Genomic DNA, 13817 nt, shown 5'->3' on the forward strand with positions numbered 1-13817 from the left:
ATTACTCGATCTAATCAATACCTAACTAAAAATTAATATCACCTAAACCCCCTCAATTTAAAATATAAGTTCCTAAGGCTTAACTAAATACTAAACAGACTGCTGAAAATTAAACCTTAAAAGATCTACACGCCCTAATAATGCCAATCCGCAATAATATTTAATCATTTTAGCAAGGCTAAACGTCTCGCTACCTGCGTTACAAAATTCTCATTTACGACTGCATGGATGCAGAAGGTAGAGCAATGCAGGAGCAATTGCGAGAACAACTAAATAGCAAATTTTTTGCCTAGCTATCAACATGTTTTTCCAGCCTCAAAATAAATCACTTAATAAAGCTAATTGGTATAATACCTATAAACAATTTCATTTTTTACAATGATAGGTCATTAATTAATTGATTTAATTTGAGTAAAAATTTAAATTAAGTAAATGATAATAACTTGTTGCATTTTTGAGCGTTGTTCCTAATACTGATGCTTGTGCTGTGTATCGCGCAGCGCAAAACACCACATGAATACCTTTAATGATCAAAAACACATTGAACACACACCATTAAGGAATTATATGAACAACAAAAAACGCACACAAAAGCTAAGTTATTTACTTAGTGCAGGCCTTGCTATGTTAATGAGCTTTTCTGCAACAAGTAAAGACTACAAAATTATATTAATTCATGGTTTGCAGGTCTCACAAATAACAAACAAGTCGGGTAGTGACGTTGTTAATGATGGCGAAACCTATTGGCAGTCGTACTGGAACAACAGAGCTGACGAACGTATTGATTGGCCTGCATACGAGCGAGTAGAAGGTAAAATTGCAACTGATTGGGTATGGCCTAAATTAAAACAAATTTCTCGCTCGAATCTATGCGATCAGGGTTGTGTATTAGTAACACATTCAACGGGTGATTTAATTGCACGTCATATTATTGATAATCAAGAAAATTGGCTAGAAAATGCAGGGCTTGAGCCACTAAATATTGTGGCGACCTTTGATTTAGCGGGGGCAGGTGGCGGTAGCGAGCTTGCAGATGTTGCAGTAAGTGCATTAACTGGCGCAGCATGGAACTTTGCAGTGGATGCCGCACTCAAATGGTGGCTAGGAAGTGATGTAACAGAAGCCGTAGGCGTTTTACACGACTTAAAAGTAAATAATGCGCGTAAAATTTCGCCGCTTCCTGATGCACGTACCCCTCGTTTACGTTTTGTAGCCGATGGAAATGCATATTTAGGTATAACAGGTGGTTTTTTAAAAGGTAATGATGATTCGGTAGTGGCATCGCATTCGTCATGTGGCGCAAGCTCTGCAAAATCTTTTGGCAGTTGCAGCCAAAGTATTGATACAGATGGACGTTTAAAGTCGCAAGGTGATGCTGTAAATAGCTTTATGCCAAACCATTACCCAATGATGATGAGCGACAGTTACAGCCATAATGAAATCCATAACGCGCAGCGCAAAGGTAATGTGACTATTGCAATGAATAATATAGGCGTTGATGATCAAAATGTTGGTTTTACTACTTTTGATGAAACAACAGGAACTTGGTTTTGGAAAAAGCAGTACCGTTATATAAAAGACTCAAATAGTAAAAGTGCGTCAGCACTTATTTATAATGTGATCCCATAAAAATAAATAGCGTGCAGTGATCTGCACGCTTTAAAGGAATATTTAATACTTATGAAGAAATTTTACGCAGTAGCGTTACTTATCAGTATAGCTTTATATACTTTATGGTTTGTTAACCAAAGTGATGAAGCTCCAATCGATGAGCAAAAAAAAGAGTTGGTTTATCAATCAACTATGGCTACTGCACCTGTTCCTAGTAAAGTGATAGCCATTGATTTACCAAAAAATAAAAAAATAGAGTCAAAAAAACAAGTTGCCTTTAATGAAGATTTAACAAAAGCGGCAGAGCAAGTGGTTATGCAATATGAAAGTGCACTTAAATATCCACCTTACTCTCAACCTTTAAACCCACAAGATGAAGACCGTTTAAAACCAAACCAATTTTATCCTGTAATAAGCCCAATTGATGAATCGGGCACTGAAGCGCTTACTTTGAGCTTAAAGCAATATAGGTATGTTTACCCAGAAGAAATTGAGTTGAGTGTAAGTGCAACTAACTTAACAAAAGTAAGTGTTGAGTTATCAAATACAGATACCAAAGAAGTGCTAAATACTCACAATGGCTCAGCGCGACAAGGTGAGGCTATTGTTACTTTTAAAGCTAAAGAAGACTACCCACGTAATTTACAAATATTTGTTGATGCCGATATAGCAGGGAAAAAAATACCAGTAGTCGCGCAGATTCAATACATGGCGCCTAGTGCCACGTTAACTGGGTTTGAAAATGCTTACCCCCAAAATGAAAATATGCTTGTGCCTGCAAATTTAACTGTAGAAAAGAGTGGCCTTTACCGTGTAAGGGCTAATTTATACAGTGGTAATACACCTCTTGCACATTTAGTGGCTAAAGAGCGTTTGTCAAAAGGGAGTCAAAGCGTTACCTTAAAAGCGCATTGGTCGGTGTTACCCCAAGGTATTACTGATATGCATTTAAGTGACTTTGTGATTGAGAGGATGTCACCAAGTCCTGGTGAGCTCAATAGTTTTGGTAATAGTGAAGTTAGTATTTTTGAGATCACCGATTTTGCATACGATAGCTTACAACAACTACCGTATCAGGCAAATAATCAAGAAAAGCTAAGTTTAGAGTTTTTACAGGGGTTAGCGAAGGGCTAAAAAGAGCTTAATATAAGCCCTTAAATGTGTAATTTAGCTTAAATTTATAGTAACTACATCAGCTTGAGCTGGTTGCTCGTCGTCTGTATTTACAGGCACTTTTGGAATATCTGGCTTATCTAGCGCAATATCACCACCATCTATTACTTCACCGGTTTTTAGGTTTTCAAAATCAAATAATTCAGCATCAGCTAAATGAGAAGGCACTACATTTTGCATCGCTGTAAAAATACTTTCTATACGGCCAGGGTGTTCTTCATTCCACTTAGCAAGCATGTTTTTGGTGTGCTTACGCTGTAAGTTTTCTTGTGAGCCACATAAGTTACACGGAATGATAGGATAACCCTGTACAAAAGCATATTGGCTTATGTCGGCCTCTTTGCAATACGCCAATGGACGAATAACCATATGCTCGCCATTATCGCTCATTAATTTAGCCGGCATACTTTTAAGCTTGCCACCGTAAAACATATTTAAAAAGAGTGTTTCGATCATGTCATCGCGGTGATGGCCAAGTGCTATTTTAGTCGCGCCAAGTTCTTTTGCCGTACGATATAAAATACCGCGACGTAAGCGCGAGCAAAGTGAGCACGTTGTTTTACCTTCAGGGATTATATCGGTAACAATACTGTAGGTGTCTTCTTCAACAATTTTGTATTCGATATCAAGTTTATCAAGATACTCTGGTAATACATGCTCTGGGAAGCCTGGTTGCTTTTGATCGAGGTTGACCACGAACAAGTCAAACTTAATTGGCGCAACACGTTTAAGGTGCTGAAGCATTTCAAGCATGGTGTAGCTATCTTTACCGCCTGATAAACACACCATAATGCGGTCGCCCTCTTCAATCATATTGAAGTCCATAACGGCTTGACCAGTTTGGCGGCGTAAACGCTTTTGAAGCTTATTTAAATTAAATTGAGCTTTAGCTTGATCTGAATGTGACAATTACGCCCCCTTGATAAACATACGCAAAGTTAATTGCTAAAAATAAAGGGGCGTATTATATACCCAAGTACTATGGGTATTAAAGCGCTAGTTAAGGCTTTGTTTAACTTTTGGCAAGAGGGCTGACATAACCGTCTGGTTTTAATGCAAGTACATCGCAATCTAAACTATCAATTACATGCTCTGCGGTGTTACCCACTAAAGCCGCGCTTAAACCAGTACGCCCAACAGTGCCAATAACCACTAATTCGCTATTTAAACGTTTAGCTACATCGGGGATCACATCCTCAGGTAAGCCTTCTTCAATAAAACATTGCTCTGTCGTTAAATTAAAGTCGTTAGCAAGCTGTGTTGTAGATTCAATGTGGTGTTTTTTTACTGATTCGTTATACACACCTGGGTTAAACTCTGGAATTTCGATAGCAATATTTACAGGTGTAGCTGGGTATGCATTAACTAAGTTGAGTTTTGCGTTTGCCAGTTCACATAAAAACTGTGCATCTTTAATAATGCGTTTGTTAAGTGCAACGTGTTCATCGTTTTCGCTTACTGCGTTAATAGCAGCTAAAATATTACCATTAGCTGGCCACGCCATTTCTTTTACAAACAACACCGGGGCAGGGCACTTTCGTACTAAATGCCAATCGGTAGGGGTGAATATAACTGATTTAAGCGCGCCGTGCTGATGTGTGCCTTTAATGACTAAGTCGAAGTTGTGCTCCATAACGGTATTAATAATGGCTTCGTAAGGACGGTTATGCCAAACCACTTGCGTTTCTATATTGATATCATTATACACAGAGACCAAGTCGGTTAGCCAAAGTTCACGGTCTTTTATAACAGCGCTTCGCATGGCTTCTCGTTCTTCGCCAGAGAGCATGGTAGTCATTTCGTAAGAGAAGTCGTAAACCGTCATAAAGGCGGTAATACTTGCGCCAGATTTTTTGGCAAGCTCAATTGAGCGTGATAAGCCATGCTGGTCGTCTTTGGTAGGATCGATAACCGCTAAAATGCGTTTTATGGTGTTCATGAGCTACTCCTTAGTTGAAGTTCTATATTTAGTGTAACGTAAATACAAAACAGTTAAAGGGGTAGCACACAAATTGTTGTTCTAAATCAAAGTTACAGGGAGTACTGGCTTAGCAAGGCTTAACTATTGCCGCAGTTTTTGCCAGCGCACTGTTATCTAAAATAGTAATAAATTTACCTTCAACTTTGATTAAATCGGCTTTTTGAAAACGACTTAATAAACGGCTAATGGTTTCAACGGTTAAACCTAAGTAATTACCGATTTCTCCACGGGTCATGGTAAATCTAAACTCTTTACGCGAGAAACCACGTTCACCAAAACGCTCTGAAAGGTTATAAATAAAGCTGGCTAAGCGCTCTTCTGCTGATTTTTTATTAAGCAGTAACAACATTTCTTGATCGTAGGTAATTTCGCTGCTCATTAAACGCATTATTTGCTGGCGAAGCTTAGGTAATTTACCGGCTAGTTCGTCAAGGGTATCAAATGGAATTTCGCATACCATAGAGGTTTCAAGTGCTTGAGAAAAGCTTTGGTGGGCCATTTTGCTAATAGCATCAAACCCGACTAAATCGCCGGCTAAATGAAAGCCTGTAATTTGCTCATCACCTTGCTCTGAGAGTGTATAAGACTTAAATGAGCCAGAGCGTACAGCGTAAATAGCCAGCAAAGGTGCGCCGGACTCAAATAAATAGTCGCCTTTATGCAGTGGTTTTTTTCGCTCAATAATTTCGTCAAGTTTATCCATTTCTTGGCCATTTAACGAAAACGGCAAACACAATTGGCTTATACTGCAGTTATTACAGCTAATAGCACAATTACTTTTAGCGCGACTTTGAGAGAAATCCATAATTTAATCCGTTTTAGTTTTTATATACTGGGGCAAATAAACCTCGAAAGGTTAATACACTATAAACATTAATGTACTAACTTGTCGGTTGCAATAATCAATAAGTAGATACCATACCAAATTATAACACTACCTAATACAATACGGGTCCAAGGATGGTTTATTATGCTATTAAGTTTTTGCGCCGCTAAGCCAAGAGTGATCATGGCTGGAAATGTACCTAGTGCAAAGCATAACATTACAATAGCGCCATCAAAGGCTGTAGGGCTCGTCATTGCCCACGTTAATGCTGAATAAACCAAACCACACGGAAGCCAGCCCCATAACGCGCCATAACCCAATGCTTTAACTGTTGAGTCAACGGGCATTAAATATTTATTAAGCTTAACAATATGCTGCCAAATAAGCGTTTTGCCGATTTTCTCTAACCATTGCAATGTAGGACCTAAACGCATTATATAAACGCCTACCAAAAGCATAAAAATTGCTGCAATAAATGAAAGCGTTATAGAAAATGATGTATTTTGTTTAGCAAATTGGCTACTTATACCCGCAACAAGTGAGCCTGCAACCATGTAACTTAATGCTCGCCCAATATTATAAGCGAATGAGTAGGTAAGTGTTTTACGCTTGTCGCTGGCTAATTGTAAAGAGCTTGCAATACCTCCGCACATAGCAAGGCAGTGGCCGCTGCCAATTAGGCCCATTAAAAAAGCGCTAATATAAAGAGGGTCAATCATTACTTTTGTTGTGCTGCTCTTTATCATCTTCAAACAAAATACTGTGACCTTGTTTGTTTAAATCAGAAAATTGTTCGCTTTTAACAGCCCAAAAAAATACACCAATGGCAATAATGACGAACAATATAGCAATCGGGATCAAAATATAAATTATGCTCATAACTTTAAAAGCCTTAGTGAATTGCTAATAACAATAATTGAGCTGGCAGACATTCCAATAACGGCCATCCATGGAGCAACAAGACCAAGGGCTGCGAGCGGCAAGATAGAGGCATTATACAATAAAGACAGGGCAAGGTTTTGCTTAATAATACGCCTAGTTTGTTTAGCCACATTTAATAGGTGATCAATTGACGCTAAATCACTATTTAATAGCACTACATCAGCGCTATTTTTAGAAATATCAGCGCCGGTTTCCATTGCAATAGATAAATGAGCACTGGCAAATACGGGGCTGTCGTTAATGCCATCACCCACCATTGCAACAACCTCATTTTGCGATGACCATTGATCTACAGCAGTTTGTTTATCTTTAGGTGAGAGGCCTGTTTGCACACTTTCAAGTTTTAGCTGCTTAGCAATTTTTTGCCCTGCATCGGAAGCGTCACCCGTTAGCATATGGCAGCTTAAATTTTGCGACTGCAAAGAGCTAATAAGTTTTGCTGCATCACTTTTTACTTTATCAACAAAATAAAAACGCGCAACTACTTGTTTGTTTATATACAAACTGGCTTGAGCGTTGGTTTTTTTACTCTCAAACCAGCCGCTTTTACCAATAGCATAATGGTTAGCTGCATTTTGTGCGCTAATACCGAGGCCAGGATGCACCTCTATATTATTTAAATCATGTTTAGCAGGGGGGTATCCATTAAATGCACTTGCTATAGGGTGCTCAGAATAACGCTCAAGCTGAGCCGCTATTTCTAAAACGTCAGCTTTGCTGTAGTTTTCATCAAGTATATCTACCGCGTCGAGTGTAAATTTTCCTTGGGTAAGCGTGCCTGTTTTATCAAAAGCAAATAATGTTAGTTTTGAGAGCGTTTCAAGTACATGCGCTTGCTTTATCAATATGCCTTTTCGAGTAAGTGTTGCAACGGCGCACGTAAGTGCGGTTGGAATAGCTAAACTCAAAGCACATGGGCAAGTGGCAACCAGTACCGAAATAGTGATCCAAAAGGCGTGCTCAGGATCTATTTGATACCAACCAATAGCAGTTATAGAGGCAAATATAAGTAAAGATGCAATAAACCACTGAGCTACTTTATCGGTTATCTCCACTAATTTAGGGCGCTTGGTTAATGCATTGTGTTGCAAGCGAATAATTTGGTTTAAAAGCGTGTTTTGGCCAATTTTATTAATTTTTATTTCTATTACGCCATCGTGATTAACGCAACCGGCGTAAACATTGTGACCAATAAATTTAGTAACAGGTTGATGCTCGCCGGTCATCATTGACTCATCGACTGTTGTTTTACCTTTAACTAACTCACCGTCGGCTGGAATAGTTTCGCCAGCTTTTATGAGTACTATATCGTTTAGTTTTAGTTTTTTTGCAGCAATAATGTGCTCATTGCCGTTTTCATCGAGTGTGCGGGCAGTAAGAGGGAGTAGTTTTTGTAAGTTAACTGTAAATTCACTGGCTTTTAATCGGGCTCTAAATTCTAAGTATTTACCTAGCAATAGCAAAAAGGTAAACATACAAACTGATTCAAAATAAACTTCGCCCACTTGCATAAACGTAGCATAGCAACTAGCACCATAAGCCCCAAAAATAGCAAGCGATACGGGTAAATCCATGTTGAGTTGCTTGGCTTTCAAACCATTAATGGCATTAGTTAAAAAGGGCAGGGCGCTGTACAAAATAACCGGCGAGGCAAGCACTAAGCTTATCCACCTAAAATATTGCTCAAAGTTGCTATCCATCCCTGAGAACATGCCAAAGTACATGGCAAATGCGAACATCATTACTTGCATGGTCATCAGCCCAGCAACACCTAAACGACGTATATAAGCTTTAGCTGTTTGCTGCTTTTGTTGGGCTTCTGTATCAGCTTGGAACGGGTAGGCTTTGTAGCCAATTTTAGCCAAAGCGGTAATGATTTCACTCAGTGGTGTGTTTGTTTTATCCCACTGGATCATAGCGCGGTTAGTTGAGGTGTTTACGTCAACGCGCTTAACTGTTTTTAAGCTTAGTAGTTGCTTTTCGATAAGCCAGGCACACGCGGCACAGGTAATGCCTTCAACACTTAATAATACTTCAGAGATGTTGTCGTTTGTGGCTATAAACTCATCTTGTATGTCTTCATTGTCGTAGCTTTTTATAAACGCGAGTTGCTCTGGTACTAATTGCTCTACTTTACCGGCTCGAACAGTACGGTATTTGTAGTAGTCGGTCATGCCTTGATCAACAATGTTTTGTGCAACCGCTTGGCAGCCAATACAACACATTGGCTGCGACGTGTTATCTATAATAACAGTTGCACTAAACCCTTTAGGCACACTCTCAAGACAATGAAAGCAAGAAGTACTCATATTTACTACTACTTATAATTAGGCGTAACTAACAGAGGCTGCTCTGTAGGAAGTGTGATGTTTTCTTTTAACTTCCAGCTGCCATCTATAGGCTCTATAAACACAGAGTAGGCGCCCGGTGTATAGTTTTCGAGTAGGGCTGTAAATTCTTTATTAGCATTTGGAGTTAATGTGGCGGCAAAGTCATGGGCTTTGATGGTGCGATGATAAAATGATAATTTTAATGCAGGTACATTACTATAATCGCCTTTAGTAAATTTAAAACTAACGCGTTCATCAGTCACATTAAGCTCGCCGTGTAAAAAGAGTGCTTTGGCTTTTTCAAACTTAGTAAGCTCTAAATTAATAGCTTTACCTTTTTTGTAGTAATCATCTACCACCATGTCTGGGCCGTTGCCCACAGCAGTAATAATTAACGTTATGCACCCAATAATGGCCGCGAGAGGAAAAAAGATTAAAAACCAAGGCCAAAAATTTTTATACCACGGAGTAGGTTGCATAGTTGCTCTAAAATTAGTTTAGGTGGGGTTATTTTATAGCAAATATTTGTAAAAGACTAAAAAAAAGCCTCCGACTGGAGGCTTTTTTGATCTGGATTAATCTATTGAAATAAAAAGATTAATTATTGGTTAACTCAATGTTTATTTATCTTGCGATAAGCTGTAAACATACGCAGTTAACAAGTGAATTTTATCTTCACCTAAAATGTCTTTCCATGCTGGCATAACACCGGCGCGGCCATGATTAAGCGTTTCTTCAACAGCGCGTTGAGAGCCACCATATAACCAAATGTTATCTGTTAGGTTAGGTGCACCAAACGGTAAGTTATGTGCAACAGACCCTTTACCATCAGCACCGTGACACGCTGCACACATGGCAAACTTAGCGGCGCCAGCGGCTGCATCTTTTTGGTTAACAGTACGACCAGATAAGCTAAGAACATGAGCCGTCATTTCTTTTACGCCTTGCTCACCAAGTGCAGCACCCCAAGAAGGCATTGCAGCTATACGACCATAAAGAAGTGTTTCTTTAATTTTGTCAGGTGAACCACCGTATAACCAATCTTTATCAGTTAGGTTAGGGAAGCCAGTTCCACCACGGGCATCAGAGCCATGACACTGAGCACAGTTTTGCGAAAATAAACGCTGACCAATCTCAAGTGCTAATTGACCATCTGTTTGCTCGTGTTTATCACCATTTTCAAGAGCAACTTGCTGCGCTGCATCACCTTCAAATTTAGAATTAACTAAATCTAAAACGGGTACTTGTGCAAGTTTGTTGAAAATTGGACCAAAACGCTCTTGTGCAGCTTCGTACTCTTTATCAAGTTTAACAAAACGGCCTTCTTCTTTAGCATCCGCAACTGCTTTTTTAGATTCAGCTAAAGACGTAATACCCTGATTAGAGCTAGTCCATTTACCTAAACCTTCCCAGTTACCTAAACCTGGGTAAGCTGCAAGGTAATATACAGACCAAACAAATGTTGCAAAGAACATGTACGTCCACCATTTTGGTAGTGGATTGTTTAGCTCTGTAATACCGTCATATTCATGCCCACAATCTTCACCTTCTTTAACGCCAGCATAGTTTTTAAGGTTCCAAACTAATAAGCTAAAGATGATAATTAAACAGGCTAGGGTTAAAACAATAACCCAAATACTCCAAAAGCTAGTCATTTTTCAGACTCCTTTTCCTCGTTAGAGAGTGTGTTGTTATGTTTTTTTTCATCTTCAAAAATGGCATTAGCAGCGTTATCAAAACGATTTTTGCTACGTTTGCTGTATGCCCATACAACAATCACAATAAACAATACTAAAATTACCAGAGTCAAAATGCCTCTGTATGTTCCGTAATCCATAATTTTTTACTTCAAGTGGGTGCCAAGTTGCTGTAAATACGCGATCAAGGCTTGCATTTCTGTTGCGCCTTCGCCGTTATTCATAGCGTTAACTTTTTCAACATCTGCTTGAAGCTCTTCGTCGCTGCCATAACCTAAACCCGGGTGTTTTGGGTTTTCAGGGTTGATAGCAAAAGTATCACGGAAAATTTGTAGTTTTTTCAGAGTTAGGCTTGTATCAACCGTTGTCTCTGCTAACCAAGGAAAACCTGGCATGTTCGACTCAGGAACCACGGCACGTGGGTCAACTAAGTGAGCATAATGCCAATCGTCCGAGTAACGTTTACCTACACGAGCAAGGTCAGGGCCAGTACGTTTAGAACCCCATTGAAAAGGGTGATCCCATACTGACTCGCCAGCTACAGAGTAGTGACCATAACGCTCAACTTCATCGCGAAAAGGGCGGATCATTTGTGAGTGACAGTTGTAACAACCTTCACGTACATAAATGTCTCGGCCTTCCATTTCAAGCGCGTTAAGTGGGCGCAGGCCTTCAACAGGTTTAGTCGTATCGTCTTGGAACATTAGCGGAGTAATTTCAACTAATGCACCAAAACTAATAGCAAAAACAGTCAGAATAGCCATTAGGCCAACGTTCTTTTCTACTATTTCATGTTTGTTTTGTGAATTTTTATTGCTCATCATCTCACTCCGTTATGCTAATTGTGCTTGCGCGTCTAACTTCAGTGATTCTTTTTCAGCTGAAATTGTACGGAAAACGTTATAAGCCATAACTAACATGCCTGTTACGATGAATACACCGCCTACAAAGCGCATAATGTAGAAAGGATGCGACGCTTCTAAAGACTGAACGAAGCTGTACATTAATGTACCGTCAGAGTTAACTGCACGCCACATTAGACCTTGCATAACACCTGAAATCCACATTGCAACAATGTAAAGTACAACACCTACCGTGTGTAACCAGAAATGGGTGTTAACCAATTTAACGCTGTACATACGACCTTGTGCGAATAACGCAGGGATAAGGTGGTAAATAGCACCAATTGAGATCATAGCAACCCAACCTAGTGCACCTGAGTGTACGTGGCCGATTGTCCAATCTGTGTAGTGAGATAACGCATTTACAGATTTAATTGCCATCATTGGGCCTTCAAACGTAGACATACCGTAGAAAGACAATGAAACAACTAAGAAACGCAATACTGGGTCGGTGCGAAGCTTATGCCAAGCGCCAGACAGGGTCATGATGCCGTTAATCATACCACCCCAAGATGGAACGAATAAGATAATAGACATAACCATACCTAAACTTTGCGTCCAATCAGGAAGTGCAGTGTAGTGAAGGTGGTGAGGACCTGCCCAAATGTATAATGAGATAAGTGCCCAAAAGTGAACTACCGATAAGCGATATGAGTAAACTGGGCGGCCTGCTTGTTTTGGTACAAAGTAATACATCATACCTAAGAAACCAGCAGTTAGTAGGAAACCTACAGCGTTGTGACCGTACCACCACTGAACCATTGCATCTACAGCACCTGCGTAGATAGAATATGATTTAGTTAACGATACTGGTACTGCCATGCTGTTTACAATGTGTAGCACTGCAACAGTAATAATAAAGCCAGCGTAAAACCAGTTAGCAACGTAGATGTGCGACACTTTACGCTTAATTAAAGTACCAAAAAATACTATTGCGTAAACAATCCAAACCACAGCGATTAAAATATCGATTGGCCATTCAAGTTCTGCGTATTCTTTTGAGCTAGTAATACCAAGTGGTAATGTAATTACTGCTAGTACAATAACGAGCTGCCAGCCCCAAAACGAAAAGGCGGCAAGTTTGTCTGAGAAAAGACGCGTTTGACAAGTACGTTGAACGACGTAATAAGACGTCGCAAAAAGTGCACTGGTACCAAATGCGAAAATTACTGCGTTCGTGTGTAACGGACGTAGTCGAGAGTAAGTTAACCATGGTGTATCAAAGTTAAGTGCTGGCCAAGCTAATTGGGCAGCAATCAGAACCCCAATACTCATGCCAACGATGCCCCAAATCACTGTCATAATAGCGAATTGGCGTACAACCTTATAGTTATACTCAGTTTGTGATGCTACTGTTTGGCTCATTTTCTGGCTTCCGCTGCAATAAATGCGTTTAGAAATGAATTACCCACTTTAAAAAAGTGGGGCCTACTATTTTTCTCAAGCGTGTTACCTAAAACGTTCAAAGCCTGAATGCTTCAGAAAACAAACTCGAGAAACCCTTATTTTTTGCGGGTGAAATGATAAATTTTTTGGCCTAAAAAAGATAGGTCAATTACATAAAATTATGACATCAATCAAACTTTGTGAGCTTGTTGTTTATTTTTTGATACAGTTTGTGCCTAATTTGCTCTAATAGTAACACTCACACTTGTTATTTATAGTCGTGATTATTAGTATTTGCTTTTCTTTGCTGCGACATTGTTATGCTTATATATAGGTTAAGTTTATTTACTGCGTTGATTTTTTTATTAACAGCGTGTGATTTTTCTAAAAATTCAGACGTCAAATTACTTAAAAACGCCAAATGTGAAGCTAATTTACCATGTACTTTTTCAAACGGTGTTAAAGTATGGTTAAGTGAGAAAAACCTTTCACCAGAAACTCCATTCACTATTTTTAGTGACTTACCTGCAAATATACAAATTGAAGATGCCAAGCTAAAAGGGATCACTATGTATATGGGTTATATTCCGCAATTTTTTAAAAAGCATAATGACTTATGGCAAAGCAATACGATGGTTGGTATTTGCTCAGAAAAAAAAATGCTATGGAATTTAGAGCTAATAGTAAAAAACACTACCACATCACAAATTGATACTCTCAACTATTATTTTTATGTCACTTACTAAATTTAATCTTCACTGTACTGTACGAGCTTTATTCTATTCAGATCATTAAAGCTCAGTGCCTGATTAAACCTCTACAATTCCCACTCGCTGTAAAAGTAACTCTAAAAAGTTCAATTTTTAATTGCCGCTGAACAAAAAACAAATCCAAAATTCCTTTGTAAGTAACTAATTAAGACTATTTAGCCGGTAACTATGCATAAATATGGTTAGTAATTAACATTTA

Annotated in this window: 14 protein-coding genes; 3 read left to right on the forward strand and 11 right to left on the reverse strand. The window is 39.0% G+C overall.

Translation table 11 applies throughout. The annotated features are described in order from the left end of the window. Positions 1-567 precede the first annotated feature (567 nt). Both ATS74_RS14960 and ATS74_RS14965 read left to right on the forward strand, forming a co-directional pair. Complete coding sequence (locus tag ATS74_RS14960) at positions 568-1629, forward strand: hypothetical protein (RefSeq protein ID WP_058549670.1); 1062 nt, start codon at positions 568-570, stop codon at positions 1627-1629. 51 nt (positions 1630-1680) lie between these two features. Next, positions 1681-2745 carry a hypothetical protein gene (locus ATS74_RS14965; protein WP_058549671.1) on the forward strand — a complete coding sequence of 355 codons (1065 nt, stop codon included), beginning with the start codon at positions 1681-1683 and terminating at the stop codon, positions 2743-2745. Between the two features lie 33 nt (positions 2746-2778). On the opposite strand, the gene ttcA is transcribed toward ATS74_RS14965, so the two are convergent. From ttcA to ccoN, 11 genes are all read right to left on the reverse strand, one after another. Then, the gene (gene ttcA / locus ATS74_RS14970; protein ID WP_058549672.1) at positions 2779-3693 is read right to left on the reverse strand and encodes a tRNA 2-thiocytidine(32) synthetase TtcA; all 915 of its coding nucleotides are present in this window, start codon (positions 3691-3693) and stop codon (positions 2779-2781) included. Between the two features lie 103 nt (positions 3694-3796). Then, positions 3797-4723, reverse strand: coding sequence for a universal stress protein UspE (uspE, locus tag ATS74_RS14975; protein WP_058549673.1), 927 nt, complete (start codon positions 4721-4723; stop codon positions 3797-3799). A gap of 109 nt (positions 4724-4832) precedes the next feature. Next, a complete protein-coding gene (locus ATS74_RS14980; protein WP_058549674.1) occupies positions 4833-5570 on the reverse strand; it encodes an FNR family transcription factor in 738 nt (245 codons plus the stop codon). Between the two features lie 68 nt (positions 5571-5638). Then, positions 5639-6310 (reverse strand): sulfite exporter TauE/SafE family protein, encoded by a 672-nt coding sequence (locus ATS74_RS14985; protein ID WP_058549675.1) that lies wholly within the window; start codon positions 6308-6310, stop codon positions 5639-5641. Beyond that, complete coding sequence (ccoS, locus tag ATS74_RS14990; protein ID WP_002963071.1) at positions 6303-6470, reverse strand: cbb3-type cytochrome oxidase assembly protein CcoS; 168 nt, start codon at positions 6468-6470, stop codon at positions 6303-6305. Before ccoS ends, ATS74_RS14985 begins: the two co-directional genes overlap by 8 nt. Next, on the reverse strand, positions 6467-8842 hold the full coding sequence (locus ATS74_RS14995) for a heavy metal translocating P-type ATPase (protein WP_058549676.1): 2376 nt from the start codon (positions 8840-8842) through the stop codon (positions 6467-6469). Before ATS74_RS14995 ends, ccoS begins: the two co-directional genes overlap by 4 nt. An 8-nt stretch (positions 8843-8850) precedes the next feature. Further along, a complete protein-coding gene (locus tag ATS74_RS15000; protein ID WP_058549677.1) occupies positions 8851-9342 on the reverse strand; it encodes a FixH family protein in 492 nt (163 codons plus the stop codon). A gap of 141 nt (positions 9343-9483) precedes the next feature. Further along, complete coding sequence (ccoP, locus tag ATS74_RS15005) at positions 9484-10518, reverse strand: cytochrome-c oxidase, cbb3-type subunit III (RefSeq protein WP_058549678.1); 1035 nt, start codon at positions 10516-10518, stop codon at positions 9484-9486. Further along, a complete protein-coding gene (locus ATS74_RS15010) occupies positions 10515-10700 on the reverse strand; it encodes a CcoQ/FixQ family Cbb3-type cytochrome c oxidase assembly chaperone (protein ID WP_058549679.1) in 186 nt (61 codons plus the stop codon). The genes ccoP and ATS74_RS15010 overlap by 4 nt, the downstream gene beginning before the upstream one ends. Before the next feature lie 6 nt (positions 10701-10706). Next, on the reverse strand, positions 10707-11381 hold the full coding sequence (gene ccoO / locus ATS74_RS15015; protein ID WP_058549800.1) for a cytochrome-c oxidase, cbb3-type subunit II: 675 nt from the start codon (positions 11379-11381) through the stop codon (positions 10707-10709). 12 nt (positions 11382-11393) lie between these two features. After that, complete coding sequence (gene ccoN, locus ATS74_RS15020; RefSeq protein ID WP_058549680.1) at positions 11394-12827, reverse strand: cytochrome-c oxidase, cbb3-type subunit I; 1434 nt, start codon at positions 12825-12827, stop codon at positions 11394-11396. A 341-nt stretch (positions 12828-13168) separates the two neighbouring features. Between ccoN and ATS74_RS15025 the strand changes: the two genes are divergently transcribed. Next, positions 13169-13594 carry a hypothetical protein gene (locus ATS74_RS15025; RefSeq protein WP_058549681.1) on the forward strand — a complete coding sequence of 142 codons (426 nt, stop codon included), beginning with the start codon at positions 13169-13171 and terminating at the stop codon, positions 13592-13594. Positions 13595-13817: the final 223 nt, after the last annotated feature.

The sequence above is a fragment of the Pseudoalteromonas sp. H103 genome (assembly GCF_001469205.1).
GTDB classification, from domain to species: Bacteria; Pseudomonadota; Gammaproteobacteria; order Enterobacterales; family Alteromonadaceae; genus Pseudoalteromonas; species Pseudoalteromonas carrageenovora.